The 23,225-nt window shown below is 48.7% G+C and carries 18 protein-coding genes and 1 CRISPR repeat array; of the genes, 15 read left to right on the top strand and 3 right to left on the bottom strand.

The genetic code is table 11. The features are described from left to right. The 6 genes from thiD (at position 1) to FFM82_RS01785 (ending at position 6,689) form a co-directional block, all read left to right on the top strand. Complete coding sequence (thiD, locus tag FFM82_RS01810; protein ID WP_137644162.1) at positions 1-825, top strand: bifunctional hydroxymethylpyrimidine kinase/phosphomethylpyrimidine kinase; 825 nt, start codon at positions 1-3, stop codon at positions 823-825. Next, positions 815-1,477: a thiamine phosphate synthase gene (gene thiE / locus FFM82_RS01805; RefSeq protein WP_137644161.1), complete on the top strand. Its 663-nt coding sequence runs from the start codon at positions 815-817 to the stop codon at positions 1,475-1,477. Before thiD ends, thiE begins: the two co-directional genes overlap by 11 nt. Further along, positions 1,467-2,666 (top strand): putative hydroxymethylpyrimidine transporter CytX, encoded by a 1,200-nt coding sequence (cytX, locus tag FFM82_RS01800; RefSeq protein ID WP_137644160.1) that lies wholly within the window; start codon positions 1,467-1,469, stop codon positions 2,664-2,666. The genes thiE and cytX overlap by 11 nt, the downstream gene beginning before the upstream one ends. Before the next feature lie 97 nt (positions 2,667-2,763). After that, the gene (locus FFM82_RS01795; RefSeq protein WP_137644159.1) at positions 2,764-3,501 is read left to right on the top strand and encodes a gamma-glutamyl-gamma-aminobutyrate hydrolase family protein; all 738 of its coding nucleotides are present in this window, start codon (positions 2,764-2,766) and stop codon (positions 3,499-3,501) included. A gap of 84 nt (positions 3,502-3,585) precedes the next feature. Next, complete coding sequence (locus tag FFM82_RS01790) at positions 3,586-4,986, top strand: flavocytochrome c (protein WP_137644158.1); 1,401 nt, start codon at positions 3,586-3,588, stop codon at positions 4,984-4,986. Positions 4,987-5,102: 116 nt separating this feature from the next. Further along, positions 5,103-6,689, top strand: a complete 1,587-nt coding sequence (locus FFM82_RS01785) for an HIRAN domain-containing protein (RefSeq protein WP_137644157.1) — start codon at positions 5,103-5,105, stop codon at positions 6,687-6,689. Positions 6,690-6,798: 109 nt separating this feature from the next. Here FFM82_RS01785 and FFM82_RS01780 read toward each other — a convergent pair whose 3' ends face one another. Beyond that, entirely contained in the window at positions 6,799-7,260 is a 462-nt protein-coding gene (locus FFM82_RS01780) for an NUDIX hydrolase (protein ID WP_137644156.1), read from the bottom strand. 235 nt (positions 7,261-7,495) lie between these two features. On the opposite strand from FFM82_RS01780, the gene FFM82_RS01775 reads away from it, so the two are divergent. The 7 genes from FFM82_RS01775 to csn2 all read left to right on the top strand — a co-directional run bounded on the left by FFM82_RS01775 (position 7,496) and on the right by csn2 (position 16,641). Next, complete coding sequence (locus FFM82_RS01775) at positions 7,496-8,860, top strand: amino acid permease (RefSeq protein ID WP_137644155.1); 1,365 nt, start codon at positions 7,496-7,498, stop codon at positions 8,858-8,860. A gap of 107 nt (positions 8,861-8,967) precedes the next feature. Continuing rightward, a complete protein-coding gene (locus FFM82_RS01770; RefSeq protein ID WP_137644154.1) occupies positions 8,968-9,630 on the top strand; it encodes a hypothetical protein in 663 nt (220 codons plus the stop codon). 23 nt (positions 9,631-9,653) lie between these two features. Continuing rightward, positions 9,654-10,436: an alpha/beta fold hydrolase gene (locus FFM82_RS01765; protein WP_137644153.1), complete on the top strand. Its 783-nt coding sequence runs from the start codon at positions 9,654-9,656 to the stop codon at positions 10,434-10,436. A gap of 81 nt (positions 10,437-10,517) precedes the next feature. Beyond that, positions 10,518-14,585: a type II CRISPR RNA-guided endonuclease Cas9 gene (cas9, locus tag FFM82_RS01760; protein ID WP_137644152.1), complete on the top strand. Its 4,068-nt coding sequence runs from the start codon at positions 10,518-10,520 to the stop codon at positions 14,583-14,585. A gap of 199 nt (positions 14,586-14,784) precedes the next feature. Continuing rightward, positions 14,785-15,690 (top strand): type II CRISPR-associated endonuclease Cas1, encoded by a 906-nt coding sequence (gene cas1, locus FFM82_RS01755; RefSeq protein ID WP_137644151.1) that lies wholly within the window; start codon positions 14,785-14,787, stop codon positions 15,688-15,690. Next, complete coding sequence (cas2, locus tag FFM82_RS01750; protein WP_137644150.1) at positions 15,668-15,973, top strand: CRISPR-associated endonuclease Cas2; 306 nt, start codon at positions 15,668-15,670, stop codon at positions 15,971-15,973. The genes cas1 and cas2 overlap by 23 nt, the downstream gene beginning before the upstream one ends. Next, positions 15,970-16,641: a type II-A CRISPR-associated protein Csn2 gene (csn2, locus tag FFM82_RS01745; RefSeq protein WP_137644149.1), complete on the top strand. Its 672-nt coding sequence runs from the start codon at positions 15,970-15,972 to the stop codon at positions 16,639-16,641. The genes cas2 and csn2 overlap by 4 nt, the downstream gene beginning before the upstream one ends. A 29-nt stretch (positions 16,642-16,670) precedes the next feature. Next, positions 16,671-17,894: a CRISPR direct-repeat array (repeat unit 36 nt; unit sequence GTTTTAGATAGAGGTCATTTTAAATAGGTCAAGAGT). A gap of 156 nt (positions 17,895-18,050) precedes the next feature. On the opposite strand, the gene FFM82_RS01740 is transcribed toward csn2, so the two are convergent. Together FFM82_RS01740 and FFM82_RS01735 are read right to left on the bottom strand one after the other, a co-directional pair. After that, a complete protein-coding gene (locus FFM82_RS01740; protein WP_137644148.1) occupies positions 18,051-19,445 on the bottom strand; it encodes an FAD-binding oxidoreductase in 1,395 nt (464 codons plus the stop codon). A gap of 14 nt (positions 19,446-19,459) precedes the next feature. Further along, positions 19,460-20,353 carry a LysR family transcriptional regulator gene (locus FFM82_RS01735; RefSeq protein ID WP_137644147.1) on the bottom strand — a complete coding sequence of 298 codons (894 nt, stop codon included), beginning with the start codon at positions 20,351-20,353 and terminating at the stop codon, positions 19,460-19,462. Positions 20,354-20,719: 366 nt separating this feature from the next. On the opposite strand from FFM82_RS01735, the gene FFM82_RS01730 reads away from it, so the two are divergent. Continuing rightward, on the top strand, positions 20,720-21,958 hold the full coding sequence (locus FFM82_RS01730; protein WP_137644146.1) for an OFA family MFS transporter: 1,239 nt from the start codon (positions 20,720-20,722) through the stop codon (positions 21,956-21,958). Next, complete coding sequence (locus FFM82_RS01725) at positions 21,958-23,187, top strand: acyl-CoA dehydrogenase family protein (protein WP_137644145.1); 1,230 nt, start codon at positions 21,958-21,960, stop codon at positions 23,185-23,187. The genes FFM82_RS01730 and FFM82_RS01725 overlap by 1 nt, the downstream gene beginning before the upstream one ends. The last annotated feature ends 38 nt before the right edge of the window (positions 23,188-23,225 follow it).

Here is a 23,225-nt window from a genome sequence, read left to right as displayed (position 1 = left end):
ATGAATGAATTTCCACAAGTATTAACCATTGCAGGAACTGACAGCGGCGGAGGTGCCGGGGTCATGGCCGATTTGAAAACGATGCAGATGCGGCACGTTTTCGGCACGGCGGTCGTAGTCGCGGTCACGGCGCAAAACACGCTCGGGGTCCAAGACTTCATGGCGATGCCGCCGAAGTTAGTTGACGAACAGTGTGCGTCGCTTGCAACTGACCTTAAAATCCGGGCCTGCAAAACGGGGATGCTGGCGGACGCCGAGCACGTCCACTGCGTCGTTGAAAATTTAAAACGCTACGACTTCGGCCCGTTAACGGTCGATCCGGTCATGATTGCTAAGGGCGGCGCCGCGCTATTAGCCGAAGACGCGATTGCCACCGTCCGTGATGAGTTGGTGCCACTGGCAACGGTGGTCACACCGAACTTGCCGGAAGCCGAGAAGCTAACGGCGACAACTATTACCGATCAGGCCGGGATGGTCCGCACCGGTCACGCGCTACAACGCTTAGGGGCTAAAAACGTCATGATCAAGGGCGGCCACGGTGACGACCCGGCAATGGCTAACGATTTCGTGTTGTTAGCGGATGGCTCGGCCTTCTGGTTGGCCGCCCCGCGGACGGATACTGTCCGCACCCACGGCACTGGCGACACCTTGTCGGCTTGCATTACCGCCGAACTTGCCACCGGTCATTCGGTTGCCGACGCAATCAAAACGGCGAAAGCCTACGTGACCGGTACCATTCAGGAAACCATCCAAGTGGGCCACGGCCACGGACCCCTCAATCACTGGGCCGCGTTAAGTGAGGCGGTGACCGTTCATGACGCTTAGTTTTCAACGCGAACAGTTAGCCGCGTACTTTGTGTGTGGTACTCAGGACGTTCCTGATCAGGACTTGGAAAGCGTGGTTCAAACGGCGCTGGATAGTGGGATTACTGCCTTTCAGTACCGCGATAAGGGGGCCAGTCGGTTAACGGCGGCCGAACGCTTGGCGCTGGGAGCACGGTTACACGACCGCTGCCGCGCCGCCAACGTGCCGTTTATCGTGGACGATGACGTTGAGTTGGCCTTAGCTTTAGAAGCGGATGGCATCCACGTTGGCCAAAAGGATGACCGGGTCACCACGGTATTGAACCGGGTCGGCGGTAAAATGTTCGTGGGCCTGTCCTGTTCGACGGTTGCGGAAATTGAGGTGGCCAATCAAATTGCGGGAATTGCCTACATCGGTAGTGGACCAATTTTTCCAACGACTTCTAAAGCTGACGCTGACCCGGTCATCGGGTTAGCTGGTTTGACAGAACTGGTCCGGGTTGCCAAGCGGCCCATCGTGGCGATTGGCGGGATTACCGAAGCCCAACTAGCTAACGTTACGGAGACCGGCGCGGCCGGTTCCGCCGTGATTTCAATGATTGCTAAAAGTACGGACATTGCCCGGACCGTAACCGCGATGCAGCAAGCGGCGGGAGGTCAGTATGCAAACTAAACACTTATTTAGTAGTCAATTTTTACTGTGGCTAGGAGCCGCGATTTCGATTGCGGAAATCCTGACCGGGGCGTTGTTAGCACCGCTCGGACTAGGACGGGGAGTGGCCGCCATCGTGGTCGGCCACTTGATCGGTTGTGGCTTGTTCCTGGTGCCGGCTGGTTACCTGGGGGCGAAACTCCACCAGTCCGCCCTCGGGACCGCGGAGATGGCGTTTGGTTCCTGGGGCGTCCGCTTGGCGTCGCTATTGAACGCCTTACAACTGGTTGGCTGGACGGCGGTCATGATCGTTAATGCCCAGCTGGCGATGACCCGGATCAGCGGGCAACTGTTTCATTTTGAGCAACCGTGGTTGATGGCCACCATCGTCGCCGTTTTGATCATTGGCTGGTTACTAATGGGCAGTCAGCTACTCTTCAAAATCAATAACGCGGTCGTGGGGTTACTCGTCGTGGGCGCGGTACTGATGTTGGCGCTGGTCTTCATGGCTCCGGCGGCAACGGGGCACGCAAGCAGTGCCGCCGCGTTAACGTTCGGCCAGGCCGTGGAATTAAACGTCACGATGGCCTTATCGTGGTTGCCGTTAATCGGGGACTACACCCAGCAGGTCGACCGACCACTACCCGCCGCGCTAGTCAGTGCGGGCGGCTACTTCGTGGGGAGTATCGCCATGTTTATGACCGGGTTACTAATTGTTTTACGCACGGGTCACGACGACGTAACCGCCCTGTTGACGCAGTCCGGTCTCGGCTTGGTCGCACTGTTGATCATCGTCTTCTCAACGGTCACGACAACGTTTCTCGATACCTTTTCCGCCGCAACCAGTCTCGCTAATTTAACGGGTAGTCGGCGGGTCAAATGGCTGGCGGTCGGCGTGACGGTCGTCGGCTTGATCATCGCGTTGACGGTCGCAATGAGTTATTACCAAAACTTCCTATCGCTGATTGGTTCCGTGTTTACACCGCTTTACGCCATTATTTTTGTGACTTATTTTGTTCGCCACGCAACGTTGCCATACTGGCTGAATTTTGCCTGGTGGCTCGTCGGTATTTGGGCCTATTACCAGTTTCAAAGCATCGACTTTGTGGGCGGGACAACCCTACTAGTGCTGCTCAGCTTAGGCTTGGCCGTCTACCTCACGGGTTTTCTGGTCAAACCAGCAACGTTGCGCCAACGGCTTGCCAGTTGACTTTTAGTCAGATTCTTCTAAGATAATAACCAATTAAGGACTTCCCCGGGACCACCTTGGTTACCGGGGCTTTTTTTTTGAGAGGAAGCGAAAGCGGATGAAACAACCACTGATTGGAATTGCACCGGGGACGTTGACGGTTGCTAGCACCATGTTTCCGGGGCGTCAACGTGATTACGTCAACCGGGATTACTTGCGGTCGGTGACGAAGAATGGCGGCACCCCGCTGGTGTTACCGGTGACGACCGACCCGGCGACCATTGCGCGTTATGCCGAGTTGGTTGACGGCTTGCTACTATGCGGTGGTCACGACGTTGATCCCCAATTTTACGGCGAAGAACCGCTGGCGGCGCTGGGAGCAATCGACCCGCAGCGCGACGCTTACGAACTGACGTTGATCAAGGCGGTGCATGCCCAGCAAAAGCCAGTTTTGGGCATTTGCCGCGGGATGCAAGTTTTAAACGTTTGCCACGGCGGCACCCTCTATCAAGACATTGGTGCGATGCCGGGTGAACAGGGCCGGCTGAAACACATGCAGGGCCAATTGCCGGCGTACGGGATCCACCACGTGGCGGTCAGCCGGGACTCGGTGTTGGCAACCGCGGTTGGTGAGCACCAGCTAGCCGTTAATTCGTTTCATCACCAGGCCGTTCGCCGAGTCGCCCCTGGCTTTGAGGTTACGGCGGTTGCTGATGATCAGGTGATTGAGGCCATCGAGCAAACGACGGGCGGGTTACAACTCGGCGTCCAGTGGCACCCTGAAATGATGACCGATGCGGCCGCAACTAACCTATTTAAATTTTGGATAAACGCTTGTGCCGAACGGCAGGATTGACGCAGTTACGGTAAAATAAAACCAGAATGTTTCACGTGAAACATTTCGGTGACACCGTGCGAAACAATGAGGGGATGATGGAGAATGGCAGCAAAGTTTCAATTTCAACCAAGCGCGTTAACCACGCTGGCTGAACGTTACGACGTGGTGATTATCGGGTCGGGGAGCGCTGGCTTAGTCAGCGCGGTTCAAGCCCACGAACTCGGACTAAAGCCTGTAATCTTAGAAAAAATGCCGAAAATTGGCGGCAACACCACCCGGGCGTCGTCGGGGATGAACGCCGCGGAAACGCAAGTTCAACTGGCGCACCACGTGGTGGATAGTTTTGGGGCGTTTTATCACGAAACGTTCGTTGGTGGTGGGCGTAAAAACAATCCGGATTTACTGGAATACTTTACGACCCACGGCGCCCTTGCCATTGATTGGTTAGCCGCCCACGGCATTAACTTAGACGCCCTAACAATCACCGGTGGGATGACGGTACCGCGGACCCACCGCCCGAGTAGCTTGGCACCGGTGGGCGGCTTTTTGGTCACGGAACTGTTGAAACAAGTCGCTGCGGCCAACATTCCGCTCTTTACCGGGGTGACCGTTCAACGGTTGCGTGAAACAAACGGTCGCGTCGACGGCGTGACCGTGGCGTTATCGGATGGTCAACAACGGGAAATCACCGCCGGCAGTGTCGTGTTAGCGACCGGCGGCTTTGGTGCGAACCGGGCGCTGATTACGAAGTGCCGGCCCGATTTGGCGGGTTACCAGACCACTAATCAGCCGGGGGCGACCGGTGACGGGTTATCGCTGGCCGCGGCGGTGGGCGCTGAATTAGTTGATATGACTGAAATTCAGGTCCACCCAACCGTTCAACAGGACACCGATCACGCTTACCTGATTGGGGAAGCCGTGCGAGGCGAAGGCGCCGTCTTAGTTGATCACGCGGGCCACCGTTTTGTGAATGAACTGGATACGCGGAAAAACGTTACCGCCGCGATTGACGGGTTAACGACCCGCCATGCCTGGCTCGTCTTTGACCAAGCGGTGCGGGAACAAGTGCCCGCCGTCGCCTTTTACGACCACGTTGGGTTAGTCGAAAGTGGTGCGACCCTCGCAGACTTGGCTGCTCAAATGGGGGTTTCGGCGGCCACCCTGACGACAACCGTTGATGACTGGAACCAGGCGGTTGCGGCCCAGAACGATACGGACTTTGGGCGGACGACCGGGATGCAACGGTCACTGACGACCGGTCCGTTTTACGCGATTCACATCGCGCCGGCGGTCCATTACACGATGGGCGGCGTCCGGACCAATTCGCTGACCCAGGTTTTGACACCGGCGGAACGCCCGATTGCCGGGTTGTTTGCTGCTGGCGAAGTTGTCGGCGGGTTACACGGTAATAACCGGATCGGTGGCAACTCGATTGCCGAAACGGTTATCTTCGGTCGCCAAGCTGGGCAACAGGTTTACCGTTATTTACAGCAAAAGCAATAGGTTAGTTGGCACAACGTTAATTTCTCGTGATGAGAAATTAACGTTTTATTTTACCAACGAATCCTTTCATCACTGGAACCGTTTTCGTATAATGGGACTTGAAAGGGGTGGCGTCAATGCAAGCAGTGGAAGTGGGCATGCGGATAACCGCAACGGATCAGCAGGCTTACCGCGTCATGGCAATTATTGACCAGGGGCACCAGTTCCTGGTTCAAGCCGAGAATCAGCGAGAGGACGTGCGCGTCATCAACGCGGACGAAGTTGTTCAGCTAACTGAACAAAGCTCAGCTAGTGCGGACGTTGCGTTGGACACGGTCAACGTGGTGGGCCAGCGCTACGTGGAAAATGTCGAAGCGGCGTTCGCAGATTTGACCATCGGCATGCCGGTGCTACTGCAGCGTGAAGCGGAAAACGAACATGACCATAACGCCATCACCGTTTGGACCCTAGCGCACGCACGTTTGGGCTACGTTGCCCGTTATCAAAATCAGGTGTACGCCGACTTACTGGACCAGGGGCAGCTGCTTTACGGCACTGTCAGCGTCCTGGATGCTGCTAAACCGCACTTGGAAATTATGCTGTGGCGGACGAGCGAGCAGGCTAGTCCGGTCGCCGCGATGCGGATTCGGCAACGGGTGGTGGCCCCAACCAAGCCCCAGTTGGCGACCATTCCCCATAACTTGGTCGATACACCGTTGGGGGACGTCATGATTACTTGCAACGGTCGGCCGCTACCCTATCAGGTCGTACCACTATCGCCGTGGTTATCGCCGGCCGATGAATTACGCGTCAGTCAGCGTTATTTACTTACCCCCGACTGGTCAAAGGTGACGGAAAATAGCGTGGTCGCCTGTTACACGACCACCGAGGCGCAGGTGATTCAACGCTGGCAGGCGCCGACCGAAAACGGCGTAATTTTAACCAACGCCAATAGCTTTTACGTCGTCGGGTTGAGTACGGTCCCGATGACTGGTGCGAATGATAACTTGAGTAACGCTTCCGCCACCCGGTCGGTCATTTACCGGGTTGGGGACGTTGCGACCCACGCGCGTCACGGTTTCATTGTGAGTTGGGTCCCGTTTGGCGATCCGCGTGCCCAACCGTCGTTGGCGGCAGCGCTCCGCTTTCCAGAACAGCCGGTTGTCCCATTTTCCCCGGTCGAACCGAAGCAACAACACGCGACTTTTAACCGCCAGGAACTGGCGGCGCTGCTGGTATCGGGCCTGCCCAACTATCAGGGGGGCTTGTGCCTGGAACCGAGCGTTTCCGATTTGACCGTTGAAAAGTTACGGGTCACGCTGGGGGATACCACTTACCACGCCCTTGCAAATTATCAAGAGCACGTGCAGCTGATGGATAACGTGCTCGAAGACGTTAACCAAACGTTGGCGCAGGCGTTGATTCACGCGGTCGTTTACCATGAAATCGCGACCTTGCACTACTTTATGGCGAGCGTGGGCATGGTGACCCAGCCAATTTATCCGGTCCACCTTTACACGGCAACGGCTCAGGATGATGACCAGAAATTGGTGGGCTACTTGGCCTTTTACAACTACGCCACCTTTGACTTTCAGCAGGTGGCGTTAACGGCGATTGCCAGTTTAGCCGTAATCGCCCACCCGGAGCACCCGCAACCGACGGAAAGTGCCCCAAATCCGGATTGGCGCGAGATTTTTATGCATAGTTGGAATGATATGGACTGAATAGTCAAGATTAAAAACAAGGATTAGTTGACGCGGTTTACCGCCCAGCACCACTAACCATAAATCAGGTCGCCAGTACGTTTACTGGCGACCTGATTTTAGTATGCCATTACGCGCGGTGGGCTAAGTAAGTCTTAGCGGTTGCGAGCATGTCGGCGGTTTGTTGGTTTAGCAGTGGTGGTAAGTTGTCGAAGTCAAAGTAGTCGAGACCGAGTGTTTCGTTAGTGGCGTGGTCGAGGGTGGCGCCGCCAACCGCCTCAACTAGGTAGAGCGCGCTGATGGTTTGCGCCACGTCACCGTTGGGATAGTGAACCTCACCGCGGTCAAAGATGTCGATGCGGTCGATGATTTTGACGTCCAAACCACTGTCTTCCTTATATTCACGAACGCAGCCTTCCGCGTAAGTCTCGCCGTATTCCAAGTAACCGCCGGGGAGGCTCCAGTTATGCGTGTCGGTGCGTAAGTTTAAGAGTACCTGGTTACGCTCGTTCACGAGAATCCCCGCCGCGGTGTTGAGAATGATCGGTTTGTGGCCGACCAGTGCCCGAATTTCTTGAATGTAGTTTGCCATATTAATCCTCCCTATAAATCGTCGTTACCTTAATAGTATACGAAAAAGCGGCGACTTACCGTTAAAGTCGATGAAATTCTACCAAGAACGGTTCAGACCGCGCAACCAGCCGGTTCACTTAAGTTGCGGTTCACGAAGACGAGTTGCGTTAGGCCGGCTTTTTAGCTATGATGAAAGCTATGTACTATCAAAAAAGGATCGATTGTTCTTTGATTTAATGAAAAGAGAGTAAGATATGCAGAGAAAATTAAGTACGGGCCAGATGCAAATGATTGCGCTGGGTGGCACGATCGGGGTCGGACTCTTTATGGGATCGGGGTCGACCATCAAATGGACTGGGCCGTCGGTATTAATTGCGTACGTCGTTTCCGGCGCGTTTTTGTACTTGATCATGCGCGCGTTGGGCGAAATGTTGTACGTGGACCCCAATACGGGTTCGTTCGCTAAGTTTGCTTCCGAATACATTCACCCGGTATTCGGCTTCCTGACGGCGTGGAGTAACGTCTTCCAATTCGTGGTCGTCGGTATGAGTGAAATGATTGCGCTGGGTGGGTATTGCCGCTTCTGGTGGCCCAACTTACCGGACTGGGTGCCGGGCCTGATTGCGATCGTCTTTTTGTGCCTAGCCAACCTGATATCGGTTAAAATGTTTGGGACCCTGGAAACGTGGTTTTCCCTCATTAAAGTGGTCACGATTATTTTGATGATCATCGCCGGCTTAGGTTTGATCATCTTCGGTTTCGGTAACCACGGCCAACCCATTGGGATTAGCAATTTATGGACACACGGTGGGTTCTTCACCGGTGGCGTTAAGGGCTTCGTGTTTGCGCTGTCGATCGTGCTAGCGTCCTATCAAGGGATCGAATTGATCGGGGTCACGGCTGGTGAAGCCGAAAATCCGCGCAGTACCTTAGTTAAGGCGATTCGCTCGACGGTGGCCCGCATTTTGATCTTCTACGTGGGTGCGATTTTTGTCATCGTCAGCATTTATCCGTGGAACCAGTTGAACCAGATCGGTTCCCCGTTCGTGCAAACCTTCGCTAAAATCGGGATTACCGCGGCGGCGGGAATTATCAACTTTGTCGTGATCACCGCTTCGTTATCCGGGACTAACTCGGGGATTTACAGTGCCAGTCGGATGACTTATACGCTGGCAGAAAATCACCAGTTACCACGCAAAATGACCTTGTTAAACCGCCACGGTGTGCCATTTTACGCCGTCATTGCCATTTCGGCCGGGATTTTAATTGGGGTCGCCTTGAACGTCATCTTACCGATGTTTTTCAAGGACGCCGGTGAAATCTTTGTAATGGTTTATAGTTCGAGCGTCTTGCCGGGGATGGTGCCGTGGTTCGTCATTCTGGTCAGCCAGATCGAATTTCGCAAACAAAACGCGGCTAAGATGGCCGGACACCCGTTCAAGATGCCGCTATCACCGTATTCGAACTACTTGACGCTGGCGTTCTTAGCGTTAACGTTATTATTCATGTTTATTAATCCGGAAACGCGTTATTCGATTTTAGTCGGCGTGGTCTTCCTCGCCGTGATGACGCTGATTTACTTCCGAAAATACCATGGTAAAACGGAAGAAAACTTGTAAGCAGGCTCAGAGTGGGCCAAAGGTCGTGACCATTGTCACGGCCTTTTTGTTTTACCAAGCTTTGCGGTAAAATTAACACTATCAAGTTGAGAAAGGGTGGCACATTCATGGTAAAACAGGGACACTACGCGCGGGTCAGCCGCCAAAAAAAGCAACGCCAATTAAAACAGCGGCACCAAGCGCACGCTGACCGGGTGATTGCACCCGCGGCGGTTGCTGAATTCTTGCAAGTTCGCTACCACCTTACCCGTGGTAAACAGCAACGACCGGTCTTACGAAAAACGATGCAGCACTTTTTGACGCAGTGGCTTGCACAGGCATCGGCGTCAGCGACTACTTGGGACGTTACGGCGCTAACGACCGCGACGTTGCAACAATTTAACCGTCAGCTGCCGTGGCAGGGTTACGCGTTGATCGATACGGCGTTTGCCGACTTACAGGCCTTTCTTCAAAAAGAAGTGCCGGCCGTACCACTAGCGACCCGCTTGCAACTCAGCGACCCCCTGACGGTCACGGCTTGGCAACGGGTATTGACGACCCAGCTGGCCGTTAACGCGTTGCTCGGCATGTTGGGTGGCCAGCTCGAAACGGTCACCACGACCCAGGTCGACCAGTTGCGGGCGGGATTGCTGACCACGACCGGTGCGGTTGACTGGGCCAAAGCGGCTAGTTTGTTAGGGCCGGTAACGGTCGTCCCGGAAGACGCCGATGCCGCCACCCACACTTGGTTGGCACAGTTGGCAAAGCTGACGCCAAAAGATTTTGACTAACCATTCAAAAAGGAGATTATCGTATGAAATTTAAAACTTCCGACCACGTGACGCTCGACTACACCGATGAGGGGCAGGGTCAGGCCGTTGTGATTTTAACCGGGTTCGGCGGTTCCAAGGATATTTGGCGCGCCCAGATACCGGTCTTATTAGATGCCGGTTACCGGGTCATTAACATTGATGCCCGTTGCCAGGGCCTATCGCAGCACACGGCTGAGGGACTCCGAATTAGCAAGCACGCGGTCGACGCGCACGAATTAATGACTAAGCTGGGTGTTAGCCGGCCGATTTTATTGGGGAACTCGATGGGGGCCTCGACCTGGTTTGCTTACCTATCATTGTACGGTAACGCTGGTATCAAGGCGGTAATCGATGTCGACCAGACACCGAAAATGATTAATACCGACGACTGGCAGTACGGCTTCAAGCAAGTTGAGTGGGCCGATTTCCCGGACTACTTCAAGAAGCCACTTGGGCGTTCGACTTACCGCCAGATCGACGATGCCACCTACGCAGCGGTCAAAGCGGTTGAGAAGCAGGCGCCGTTCGACGGCGTTTTAACGTTACCGTTGTTGATCAACCACGCGTTTCAGGATTGGCGCGACGTACTTTGCCGGATGACGATGCCGTTTTTGGTGATTGCCGGGGAACAATCCCCGTACTTCAATTCCGACTTTGCGGCGGTCGCTGCGCGGATGGCGGAAAACGGCCAGAGCGTCGTGATTCCGGAGGCCGGCCACATCGTGATGGCTGAACAATCTCAGGCGTTTAACGAGGCGTTGTTGGGGTTTTTGAAAGCGCTTTAGGCCGAACGATTTTGCGGTTGTTTTAGATACGTGGGATAGGTGATAATAAGCTTAAGCTTTAATAATTGGAGGGGGAAAATGATGAAAAAAAAGTACGCAGTTGGGCTGGATATCGGAACTAGTTCAGTTGGCTGGACAGTTACCGATTTGAACGGCCGGTTAATGCGGGTTAAAGGAAAAGTTGCCATTGGTGCGCGCTTATTTAAGGAAGGGGAGGCTGCGGCTGATCGGCGGGGTTTTCGGACGACCCGGCGGCGGTTAAATCGGGTGAAGTGGCGGTTACGTTTATTACGCGAAATCTTTGACCAACCGATTAGTGCGGTCGACCCGGGCTTTTTTACCCGGCGGAAATATTCGAATATTTCGCCCCGTGATCCGCAAAATAAGGGTCTCGAGAAGACACTGTTCAATGACCGGACGGACCATGATTTTTACCACGACTACCCAACAATTTATCACCTTCGTCAGGCGTTGATGACGGAGCACCGAAAATTTGATGTTCGGGAACTTTACTTAGCAATTCATCACATTGTGAAGTACCGTGGGAATTTCTTACGTAGCGGGAGTGCGTCGGAATATCGAAGTGTGCCGTTAGAAATTGGTCCGAAGTTAAAAACGATTAACCAACTGCTTAATGAAATTGATCCCGAATTAAACTTGGAACTAATACTTGATGAGGCCAGTGTAGCTGAGCAGAAACGGGTGTTGCTCGCTAAAGACGTTAATGGGTCGGACCGGAAAAAGCAGTTGATTGGACTCCTTTATCAGGCTAATACGGCTGATAAAAAATTGAAAAAACGGCAAAAAGCAGTCGTTACGGAATTAGCGAATGCGTTAGTGGACTTCAAGACCAAAGTTGACGTTTTAACGTTGACTGATGTTGATCAGGAAGTTAAAAAAGAATGGGCCTTTGAGATGGGAAATAGCCAAGATAGCCTCCCAACAATCGAAGGGGAAATGTCCAGCCAGGCGAGTGAGTTAATTGAAACGGTGATTGCGCTGTATAACGGGGTTAATTTAGCGCGCTTAATTCCTGAAGGGATGAGTTTTTCACAAAGCATGATTGCCCGTTATAATCAGCACGCGACTGATTTAGAGCTACTAAAGAAATATATTGATACGCAGGACGATGTTGAGCGACGGCACGCATTACGGGAAACTTATGACCAGTATATTTCTGGTAAAGATAAAACGCAGGCTGGCTTTTTAGACCGGTTGAAGAAATTACTCAAACCGGATTTGAAGAAAAATCAATTAGCGGACCAGATTCAAGCAGAAATTGACTTGGGAACGTACATGCCAAAGTTACGAACTAGTCAAAATGGTTCGATTCCTTACCAGGTCCATCAAAATGAATTGGATCGGATTATCGCTAACCAGAAACAGTATTATCCGTGGTTAGGGACCGAAAATCCGAATGTTAAGCGACGTGGAAAGTTCCCGTATAAGTTGGATGAATTGGTTGGTTTCAGGGTGCCTTACTATACTGGTCCGTTGATTACAACTAAGGATCAGCAGGCGACCTCGAACGCTAAGTTTGCTTGGATGGTTCGTAAGGGTGCGGGGGAAATTACACCTTGGAACTTTGATGACAAGGTGGACCGCGAACAATCGGCCGTGGAATTTATCAAGCGACTCACGACGACGGATACTTATCTAATCGGTGAAGACGTGCTTCCACAACAAAGTTTGCTATACCAACGTTTTATGGTGTTAAACGAGTTAAATAACGTTAAAGTGGACGGGGATGTTTTACCACCTAAACTTAAACAAAGCATCTTTGAACAACTGTTTATGAAAAAACGAACGGTCAGCATTAAAGACCTTCAAAATTACTTGCGGGCGACTGGTCAGTACGACGAATCACCAGAAATTACCGGTTTAGCCGATCTAAAGAAATTCAATAGTGCATTAACCACCTACAACGACTTGATAAAAATTTTGCCAGAAGCGTTAGCAGATCAGACTAAGCGAGCGGACATCGAAAAAATTATTTTGTGGTCGACCGCGTTTGAAGATACGGCGATTTTCAAAACGGCGTTGGAACGAATTGACTGGTTAACGGCCGAGCAACGCCACCGATTGAGCCAGATTCGCTACCGGGGCTGGGGGCGCTTGTCGCAAAAATTATTGACCGAATTAAAGGATGATAGTGGTCGTTCCATCATTCAGTCACTTTGGGATACGCCGAATAATTTTATATGGTTAGTTAACCGTGAAGAAATCAAGCAACAAATTCAAACGGCTAACGCTGCGGACATCACGAATACGGGCTATTCCCAGGTCATTGATGAGTTTTATACGTCGCCACAAAATAAAAAGGCCATTCGCCAAGTCATGCGGGTTCTGGAAGATATTAAGCAAGCAATGGGTGGCCAAGAGCCAGAGCGAATCTTTATCGAGTTTGCCCGTGGTGGTGGTAAAGCGGGGCAAAGAACAGTATCGCGTTCACGCCAAATTGAAACGATTTACGAGAATTTGGCGAAGGAAATTGTGGATGAGAACGTTAAGGATGAACTGAAAACTAAGATTAAAGATAAGGCAGCCTTTACCGAGAAATTGACGCTCTACTTCTTACAAAACGGACGTGATTTATATTCCAATCAGCCGATAAATATTAATGATCTTGATAAGGTCGATTATCATGTTGATCATATTTTGCCGCAATCCTTTATCAAGGATGACTCGCTTGATAATAAAGTATTGACAACGTTAGATAATAACGAGACGAAGGGGGACCAGTTCCCACTCGCTGCCTTTGGTGAGCAATATAAATACTATTGGGAAAAGCTCAAATCGTTTGGACTTATTACACAACGGAAGCTGAACCATTTAGAAATGAAACCGGGTGATATCGATAAGTACGCTTCGGGTTTCGTGAATCGCCAACTCGTAGAAACGCGTCAGGTGATTAAACTGGTGGCGGGCTTACTAGCAAACCAGTACCCAGATACGACAATTGTTTCAGTGAAGGCGGGCTTAACCCATCAGTTCAGACAAACGTTTAATTTTCCAAAGAACCGAGATATTAATGATTACCACCATGCTTTTGATGCTTATCTAACCGCGTTTTTGGGTACTTATCTCATGAAACGCTATCCATCAATGGAACGATTATTTGTTTATGGCAAATTTTCTAAGAGTAAGCTTAAGTTAAGAAGCTTTAACTTCATGAAGCCGTTAGAAAATAAGGACGTGATTTACGCGCCAGGAACTGATGACGTTGCTTGGCATAAACATAATGATTTACAAATGTTAGCTAAGATTTATGATTTTAAACGGATTTTGGTGACGCGAGCGGCGTATGAGAACCACGGAGCCCTGTTTAATCAGACGATTTACAAGGCAGGCAGAAAGGATGCTGTTCCTAAGAAACAGAAATTAACAACGGAATTGTATGGTGGATATTCTGGTGTAACGACTAGTTACATGGCGATTGTGAAGGTCTCGACTAAGGATAGTTTTGAGTTCCAGGTTGTTAAAGTTGCTGCATGGAAACTTGAGACAATTAGACAACTACGTGAACGTGGGCTGACGGAAAAACAAGCTGTTGCTGAAGTCGTAAAGCCGTTAGTGAAAATCGGTAAAAAGAAAAAGTCTTCTGAAACTAAGTCAGGTTTTGAAGTGGTATTGCCACACGTGAAGATTAATCAAGTTTTTAAGGATGCAATTAAGGGAAATGCTCATCGATTTGCACTAACATCAGATCAGTATTATTTGAATTTGCAACAATTGTACTTACCATTGAAAGTTCAAAGAGTTTTTAAAAAATATCAGAAACAAGCGGATGAAAAAATGACGGTAGTGTTTGATGAGACAATTAAACAAATTAATCGCTACTTCACGCTCTATGACATTAATCAGTATCGTAAAAAATTAGCAGCGGGACGTGGAAAATTTTTGCAGTTACCACCGTATACTCGAGTAGAAGATAAAAAAACTACCGTTGGTAAGTATGACGTGTTAGTAGATATTTTTAATGGTATCCATGCTAATGCTGCACGGAAAGATTTGAAAATAATCGGACTCAGTACACCGCTGGGATTGCTCCAAAGGTCAAGCGGGATAACCTTGACTGCTGATGCGGAAATTATTTATCAGTCACCAACCGGCTTGTTTGAACGCGTTGTCCGTTTACGCGATTTATAAGTTTTAGCAACAAAAAAGATGCCATTCGTAATCGAATGACATCTTGTACATATGTAAGTGGTCCGAATACGGACTCAAAAGATGAAACTCGGCACGCAGCCTCGTTTGATTTTAACACTAGAGATCATGTTAAATAGGTCAAAATCTAACACAACTAGATATTAGCATGGACACATAAAATTTACAAGGGGGTTTTTAAATGGGATGGCGCAATGTCCTAGTTACGCAACACGCAAAGATTTCGTACACGATGAACCGGTTGGCAATTCAAACGGATCAGGATAAATTTACGGTGCCGATTTGTGATATTCAGCTATTGATTATTGGCACGACTCAAGCGGTGATTACGAGTGCGGCAATCTGTGCGCTATCAGAGGCACACGTTAAAATTGTCTTTACGGATCATCAGGGAGAACCGGTTAGTGAGACAACGGATTATTATCCAACGCGACGAACGGCAAGGGTTGTCCGTACTCAGGTAATGTGGCCGGAAAAGCGGATTAATAATCTTTGGACCAAGAACATCGGCAGTAAGATTCAAAATCAAATTCAAGTCATTGAATTTATGGATGGAAACCCACAGTCGTTAGTCGATGAGCTGGATAAATTAGAACTGAATGACGTGACCAATCGCGAAGCCGTGGTTGCGAATAAGTACTTTACACTATTGTTTGGCCAAAAGTTTATCCGCCGGGACTTTACGCCGGTCAACGCTGCGTTAAACTACGGATATTCGATTCTCTTATCACTAACTAACCGGGAAATTGTGATAAACGGTTATTTAACTTGTATCGGAATCCACCATGCGAGTGAAGAAAACGAGTTTAACTTGGGTTCGGATTTAATGGAACCGTTTCGGCCGATTGTTGATCAGTGGGTCAGCCAGCAAGTTTTTCAAGAATTCACGCCCGACGTGAAGATTGGACTAGTTTCGTTAATGAGTATTGAAATTGGATTTAACGGGCGAAGGACGTACCTAAGTAACGCGATTTCTGAACACGTAAGTAATTGTTTGCATTTTTTAAGTGGTGAAACGGATGAAGTAAAGATTGAGGTGACCATTCCGGATGAGGTATCGAGTGATGCGATTAATAGTCATGTTTGATGTACCAATGGATACGTCGGAGCAACGCCGCGCTTACCGTCATTTTAGAAAAGCTCTGATTCGCGAGGGCTTTCTAATGATGCAGTATTCAGCCTATGTCAGAGTTTGCGTCAATAAGAAGGCGGCTGAATTTACCGAGAAGCGAATTTCTCCACTAGCACCGCCTGGCGGAAAAGTTCAAACGATGATGGTGACGGAAAAACAGTATCAGGCGATGCACTATATCGTGGGTGAGCCCAGTAATGATGTGTTAAATTCCGCAGAAAGGACGATTGTCATTTGAATATCACGTACTATCCCTTTAAGCCGTTTGAGGTACAAGCTGGTCAATTTAACGTATTTGATATCGGTCACAGTAAAATGTACTACGACTTTTGCCAGGGATTTCAAGATAGTGCCGACACGTTGTGTATTAGTGATGAAAACTTTCACACTAAAACGCTGACGAGTCAGTGTAGTTGGTATGGTGACTTGATGCTTTCCGTGGATTTAAATAAGCTGTTCTTACGAAAGCTTCAGCGACGGATTATTGATATAATGGCAGAGGAACAGCGGATTGCGCTGATTGATCAGAGTCGAAACGTTGTTTCCAAAGTTTCGGATGTTAGCTTTTTAATGGATTTACCGTTGGAAGTTGGTGAATTACCGGATATTGAGCAAATTATCAAATTTGTAGGCATTAGTTTTCCGCCAGATTTAAAGGCCCATCCAGAAATGGTGTTAGAAACCCTGATTCAGACCCACGTTGAATTAGGATCACAAAAAGCGATTGTGTTGACGAATGTTAGTCATTACGTGACGTATCAGCAGTTACAAGAACTTACTCAATTGGTTCAAGAATTAAACGCCACTGTCATCCTCATCGAATATTCAGAAAGTGGTCGTAAGGATAAATTCGAGATGCCTTGCTATTACTACGTTGATGAAGATTTGGTAGATTGGCGGTCGTAAGATTATGAAAATGGCCTGTGGAAAAAGCGGTTTTAGATAGAGGTCATTTTAAATAGGTCAAGAGTTCACGCGTTTGCTTTGGCAACGTTGATAATGTTTTAGATAGAGGTCATTTTAAATAGGTCAAGAGTGACCATTAAACGGCTATGGTTGAATAGCTTGTTTTAGATAGAGGTCATTTTAAATAGGTCAAGAGTGCTTTTCCCAGAACCAAGCATTAATTCTTCGTTTTAGATAGAGGTCATTTTAAATAGGTCAAGAGTTGAAACAATTTCAAATGGTTTCCGATTTTCGTTTTAGATAGAGGTCATTTTAAATAGGTCAAGAGTTTTGATTTATCAGTTTTTTCATCCATATCAGTTTTAGATAGAGGTCATTTTAAATAGGTCAAGAGTAAAATTAAAGGGGACTGCGCAAAAAGAAGCGTTTTAGATAGAGGTCATTTTAAATAGGTCAAGAGTTCTGTCTTTTTTATTTGCTAATAAAACAGCGTTTTAGATAGAGGTCATTTTAAATAGGTCAAGAGTCAAAGGCAACGGTAGTGATACTAGTAATAGGTTTTAGATAGAGGTCATTTTAAATAGGTCAAGAGTGAATGTGTATGGTGATTACCTGGAGTGGTCGTTTTAGATAGAGGTCATTTTAAATAGGTCAAGAGTATGATTCATTAATTCGTTCTTCTGCAATCTGTTTTAGATAGAGGTCATTTTAAATAGGTCAAGAGTGATGGCAAAACTTGTTCGTAGACCCAATCTGTTTTAGATAGAGGTCATTTTAAATAGGTCAAGAGTTAGTCCAGCGGTGGTCGTTGATATGCTTTCGTTTTAGATAGAGGTCATTTTAAATAGGTCAAGAGTTTTAATGTTTTAGCGTCCATCTAACCCACCGTTTTAGATAGAGGTCATTTTAAATAGGTCAAGAGTTTTCAACGCCTGTTGCAGGGGGCATAACCTGTTTTAGATAGAGGTCATTTTAAATAGGTCAAGAGTTAACTGATACATCGTTATCACCACCAAACTGTTTTAGATAGAGGTCATTTTAAATAGGTCAAGAGTCAAGGAGGGAAAAACGATGAGAAGTAACGAGTTTTAGATAGAGGTCATTTTAAATAGGTCAAGAGTCAGTGAACTCGCTAAAACGTTTGGTGACCTGTTTTAGATAGAGGTCATTTTAAATAGGTCAAGAGTAGTGAGCTGGTCTGATAATTGCGTAAGTTGGTTTTAGATAGAGGTCATTTTAAATAGGTCAAGAGTCCGCTGCTGTGCTTGTCCGCACAGGGGACAGCTTTAGATAGGTTGAACGTTAAACCTATCTATCTCTCCAATGTTTCACGTGAAACATTTCCATCCGAAAAAGCGACCCCAGCACACATCACGTGTACTGGGGTCGCTTTAATTAGTCACAAATTGTTACACAATCTTATCCGGGTTCAACAGGTTATTTGGATCCAAAGCTTGTTTGACCCGCTGCATGGTGTCAATTTCAGCAGCGTCACTGGTGGCTTGCAAGTACTGGCGCTTTGCGTAGCCAATACCGTGTTCACCGGAAACTTTCCCACCAAGTTCAATAGACTTGTTATAAAGGGCGGTGAAGACGGTCATTAGCTTCTTTTGCCAAACGTCGTCAGCGTAGTCGTCTTGGCAAACGTAGAGGTGTAGGTTGCCGTCCCCCACGTGACCAAAACCGGGGATGCGGACGTTTTCTTGCTTGGCGAGATCGTGGGTAAAGCTGACGAAGGCCGCGGTTTGGTCGCATGGCACCACCGCATCGGCTTCGTCCATCGTGGTGGTTGACGCTTGGATAGCTTCCAAGAAACTGTCGCGGGCCTTCCAGACGTTGGCTTTAAGTTCTGGGGTATCAAGAACGTAGGCGTCGGTCGCACCGTTGTCCAAGCAAAGTTCGGCGAGGGTTTCGTAGTTTTGTTCGACGACGGCGTCCTGCTGGCCATCGAGGGTCATTAGTAAGTAAGCGGCGGCACCGGATTGGGGAAAGGCTTGCTTTTTGAAGGCTTCCCAGTATTTAACGGTGTCGGCTTCGAAAAATTCAACGGCGGTCGGGAGGATACCAGACTGTAGAATCTTCGGGACGGTGATGAGTGCCGCCTTGAAGTCATCAAACGGGATTAATAAGCCCGTGCTGACTTTGGGTAGCGGGCTAACTTTCAAAACGGCTTCGGTCACGATTCCTAAAGTGCCCTCCGAACCGATGTAAAGGTCCTTTAAGTCAAAGCCGGAACTGTTTTTAACGACTTGACCACCAAGGTGTAGCACTTGCCCTTCAATGGTTACGACCGTCAGTGCCCGCACCGATTCACGGGTCACGCCGTACTTAACGGCCCGCATGCCACCGGCGTTGGTTGCAATGTTGCCTCCGATGGTTGCCGTCTTTTCACCGGGATCGGGGGCGTACAAGTAGCCCTTATCCTGAGCGTAGTCGGCGAGGGTTTTTAATTGTACGCCGGCCTGAACGTTAACGGTGAGGTTGGCTTCATCAAGGCCGATGATGTGGTTCATCGCGCTCATGTCGAGCAGGATCCCACCCTCGGTTGGCACGCAACCACCGACTAAGCCGGTCCCGGAACCACGGGTCGTTAACGGCATTTTAGCAGCACTAGCTAACTTTGCAACTTTGGCGACTTCGGTAGTTGTCTTGGGGGTCACCACGATATCGGGGCGGTGCGCGACCGTTCCCAGTTCGTCGTGGCCCCAGTCGGCGGTGATTTGATCACCGGTGCGAACGGCCTGTGCGCCTAGCGCAGTTATTAATTGTTCTGATACTGATTTTATTGGAGTTGTAACTGACATCTAATCAACCTTTCTTAATTTTCAACGGGTGTTTGTTTCGTTGCTTTGAGGAAATCAATAAATTTTTGCAGGACCGGCGAGATTTGACGGGTGTGGTTATACGCAATGTAAACCATCCGGGTGTCAGCCGGAACGTCTAATGGGATTCGTTTAATGTTAAAAGCATCTAAAAACATGGTGTTAGCAACGACGCCGACCGAGTGATTTGTTGCCACTTGCCCGGCAATCGTGACCTCGCTGTCGAGAGACTCCGCAAAGGTTAAATTGGGACACTTCGCGTTGAGTTCGTCGCGAACCGCGTGGCCAATCGGCGTGTTTTTCAGATAGGTCACGAGGTCGTATGGGCGGAGCTGTTCCGGTTCAAGGTGCGTTTCCTTGGCGAGCGGGTGGTCGGGTGCTACGATAACGACAATTGGCTCGGAAAAGAGTGGAATAAACGATAGGTCACTATAATGAACGTCTTGAGAACAGATGCCAACGTCGTAGCGACCATTAGAAAGTCCTTCCAGAATCGGACCGGAGAATTCGTCGTGCAAGGTGAAGTAGGGCGAGCCGACGTCGCGGGACTGAAAGTCCTTGATCATATTAGGAAGCCGAGTGCCGATCGAAGTCGGGATACAGGCAACGTTAATGATGCCGGCGTCGCTTTTAATTTTTTGTTGCAGTTCGCGTTTGCCTTCATCCAAGATGTTAAGCGTTGAGCATGTGGTGTTATAAAACATCCGGCCGTATTCCGTTAATTGAATGTTACGGCCGGTTTTCTTAAAGAGAACACAACCAAGTTCTTTTTCAAGTGATTTCATCGCGTTGCTTAAACTCGGTTGACTAATATAAAGGTGAGCTGCAGCTTTAGTGTAGTGCTGGTATTCAGCAAGCGTTCGGAAATAATATAGTTGATTCAGGTTCAACAGGGATCCCTCCTAATAGCTAATAAGTATAAAACCATCATTTAAATACATATGTTGACACCTATATCATACAATGGAACCGCTTACTGTTAAATTAGGCTTTATCTATAAATCGATAGACTTAATCTATAAAAACCCTGAATTTCAAATAGTTAAGGGGTTTACAAATAGCCAAAATAATAAAATCACAAATTAATTCGGGCGGTTTTTACAGAAACAGCTTGCTATAATCGCCGTTAAATAAACGTTATTTCCAAAAGTTATCAATCCGACAACTTTTGGAATTTTTATTTTGTGAATGACGGCACTACACTAAGACTTGTAAGAAAGCGATACCATTTAGCGTCAAAGGAAAGGAGGTTCACGATGGAAACAACTAATACCAGGGTGATTCACCGCTCTCACGTCTTTACGGCAGCGTTCTTAATCATCTTTTGCTGTGCGGCATCGTCCGCATTCTCAGTCTTTGCTATTCCGTTACAACACGCAACGGGTGGCACTGGATCACAGGTTGCATTAACATTAACGCTTTATCAATTCTTTATGGCTTGCTTCGGCGTTGCATCGGGTCACATTATGGATAAATTCGGTGCGAAGAAGCTGATGTATTTTGGTGGTTTGATCTTTGGCCTGGGATGGTTGTTAACCGCTTTCGTTCATAATTTGTTCTTTCTTTACGTCACAGTTGGTTTAATGGCGGGTGCCGGTAACGGCATTATGTATAACCCCGCACTACTAACCGCATTGAAATGGTTCCCCGAAAAGCGCGGGACGATTTCCGGATTACTTTTGGGGGCCGCTTCGTTAGGACCGTTAGTCTTAGCTAAGGTCGGTGCCATTTTATGTGACCAGTACGGAATGAACGGATTTATTCCAATTGGATTAGCGTACTTAGTGATTTGCTGGGCAGTTGGCTGGATGATGGATACGCCAACCGAACACGACGTTGACACGCCGGCAGCTACGGCGGCCGATGCCAACGACTTTACCCCGACAGAAATGCTGAAAACGGGGAAGTTCTGGTTGTTACTACTATTATTCTCAATTGCATGTACCGCCGGCATTATGTTGATCGGTTCCCTTTCAATGATTGCCCAAGTACAACTGCAAATGACACCCGTTGTTGCGGCCGACATGGTCGTGATCAACACCCTAGCCAATTTCGGTGGCCGGTTATTGACCGGGAAACTTACCGATAAGCTGGGACAAACCAAGACTTTGGCCGGCATCTTAGTTTTAACGATTGTTGGCTTAGCCGGCTTGCGGTTCAGTACTAATTTAGTTGGTTTCATCATTTTCCTAATTTTATTAGGAGCTTCTTTCGGTGGCGTGCTCGTCGTTTACCCAACTTTAACGGGTAACACGTTCGGGTCGACCCATTCCGGAATCAACTATGGTTTGATGTTCTTTGGTTACGCCATTGGTGCGTTGGTCGGACCGCAAATTGCTGCGATCTTCACGAACCAGGGTGCCGGCGTTGCTACGTATTACCCAGCCTACATGGTCGCAATTGGTGTTGCGGTTGTTGGGTTGGTCATTGATTTGATTTTGATGTCACGCGGCATCGGAACCAATAAAAAACAAAAAGAGGAGAGTGCTAAATAATGGCTACTGCAGAAGAAACACGTCCATACGAACCAACTAAGAAGTTAGTTCACACAAAACCTGGTACTAAGATGACTGATGAAGATTTCCAACTTTATCTCAAACAAATAAAGCACTTGGCTGAAAACGAATTTGATTACTTACAAAAAGAAGTTGAAGTGACGAACCGCTTCCCACAAGAATTCTTCAAATTAGCGATCGATAACGACTTATACCGCTTCGCCTTACCATTGAAGTACGGTGGCTTTGGCTTAACTTGTTCCCAAATTTTCCAAGTCCAAGAAATGTTCTCACGTGGTCCTGGTGGTATGCGGATGCACTTACACTACGCCGCTGACTTGAACTGGCGGATCATGGATGAATTCGGTCAACCAGAATTAAAGGCCGAAGTCATGCCAAAACTCCAAGACAAGACCATCTTCACCTGCTTCGCCTTGACTGAAGAAACCGGTGGTACCGGTGCCGACTTGCATACGACTGCCGTTCGCGATGGTGACGACTACATCTTAAATGGTGAAAAGACTTTAATTTCACACACTGACTGTAGTGACGCCGCTTACGTTATCGCCGTAACGGATCCGGATGCTGAAGGTGACAAGCGTTTGAGTGCTTTCTACGTTCCAGTTGACACCCCAGGGTACGAAATCGTCCCAATGCCTCACATGATGGGCTGCCGTGGTGCTGGTCATGCCGGCTTGAAGTTCACTAACATGCGCGTTAACAAGAAGTACTTGTTAGGTAAAGAAGGCGACGGACTGCACGTTGCTATTTCATCACTTTCAATTTCTCGTGCCCACATCGCTTCAAGTAACTTAGGGATGAGCCAACGGATGCTTGAAATGGCCATTGCACGCGCTAAGGACCGGGTAACCTTTGGTAAACCATTAGCAAAGCGTCAAGCTATTCAACAAGAAATTGCTGACATGGGGACTGAAATCTTTGCTTTACGCACCATGTTACACAACTTAGCTGAACAATATGATCGCGGCGAAGACATTGAAGAAAAAGCCGCAATGTGCAAGTTGTTCAGTATCAACACGGTTAAGTTAGTTTCAGACTACTGCCTCGAAATCTTCGGTGGGATTGGCTACTTTGAAGACAACCCTTACGGCCCAGTAGAACGCATGTACCGTGATTGCCGGGCAATGTGGCTTGAAGAAGGCCCTCGTTCAGTTCAACGTCTTACGGCAGCGCGGAAGCTGATTGCTAACGACGGCATTATTGAATAATAAATTTTAAAGAACATGCCGATAGTATAGGTTAAGCC

It is taken from the genome of Lactiplantibacillus plajomi, from assembly GCF_005405405.1.
In the GTDB taxonomy this organism is placed as follows: domain Bacteria; phylum Bacillota; class Bacilli; order Lactobacillales; family Lactobacillaceae; genus Lactiplantibacillus; species Lactiplantibacillus plajomi.
This window is presented reverse-complemented; position numbering and strand designations above follow the sequence as displayed.

Excerpts from the sequence above, each read along its gene's own strand:
- FFM82_RS01775 (WP_137644155.1), top strand. The coding sequence starts at position 7,496 with ATGCAGAGAAAATTAAGTACGGGCCAGATGCAAATGATTGCGCTGGGT.
- thiE (WP_137644161.1), top strand. The coding sequence starts at position 815 with ATGACGCTTAGTTTTCAACGCGAACAGTTAGCCGCGTACTTTGTGTGT.
- FFM82_RS01740 (WP_137644148.1), bottom strand. The coding sequence starts at position 19,445 with ATGTCAGTTACAACTCCAATAAAATCAGTATCAGAACAATTAATAACT.
- cytX (WP_137644160.1), top strand. The coding sequence starts at position 1,467 with ATGCAAACTAAACACTTATTTAGTAGTCAATTTTTACTGTGGCTAGGA.
- thiD (WP_137644162.1), top strand. The coding sequence starts at position 1 with ATGAATGAATTTCCACAAGTATTAACCATTGCAGGAACTGACAGCGGC.
- FFM82_RS01730 (WP_137644146.1), top strand. The coding sequence starts at position 20,720 with ATGGAAACAACTAATACCAGGGTGATTCACCGCTCTCACGTCTTTACG.
- FFM82_RS01790 (WP_137644158.1), top strand. The coding sequence starts at position 3,586 with ATGGCAGCAAAGTTTCAATTTCAACCAAGCGCGTTAACCACGCTGGCT.
- cas2 (WP_137644150.1), top strand. The coding sequence starts at position 15,668 with ATGCGATTAATAGTCATGTTTGATGTACCAATGGATACGTCGGAGCAA.
- FFM82_RS01795 (WP_137644159.1), top strand. The coding sequence starts at position 2,764 with ATGAAACAACCACTGATTGGAATTGCACCGGGGACGTTGACGGTTGCT.
- FFM82_RS01780 (WP_137644156.1), bottom strand. The coding sequence starts at position 7,260 with ATGGCAAACTACATTCAAGAAATTCGGGCACTGGTCGGCCACAAACCG.
- FFM82_RS01770 (WP_137644154.1), top strand. The coding sequence starts at position 8,968 with ATGGTAAAACAGGGACACTACGCGCGGGTCAGCCGCCAAAAAAAGCAA.
- cas9 (WP_137644152.1), top strand. The coding sequence starts at position 10,518 with ATGAAAAAAAAGTACGCAGTTGGGCTGGATATCGGAACTAGTTCAGTT.
- FFM82_RS01765 (WP_137644153.1), top strand. The coding sequence starts at position 9,654 with ATGAAATTTAAAACTTCCGACCACGTGACGCTCGACTACACCGATGAG.
- cas1 (WP_137644151.1), top strand. The coding sequence starts at position 14,785 with ATGGGATGGCGCAATGTCCTAGTTACGCAACACGCAAAGATTTCGTAC.
- FFM82_RS01725 (WP_137644145.1), top strand. The coding sequence starts at position 21,958 with ATGGCTACTGCAGAAGAAACACGTCCATACGAACCAACTAAGAAGTTA.
- FFM82_RS01785 (WP_137644157.1), top strand. The coding sequence starts at position 5,103 with ATGCAAGCAGTGGAAGTGGGCATGCGGATAACCGCAACGGATCAGCAG.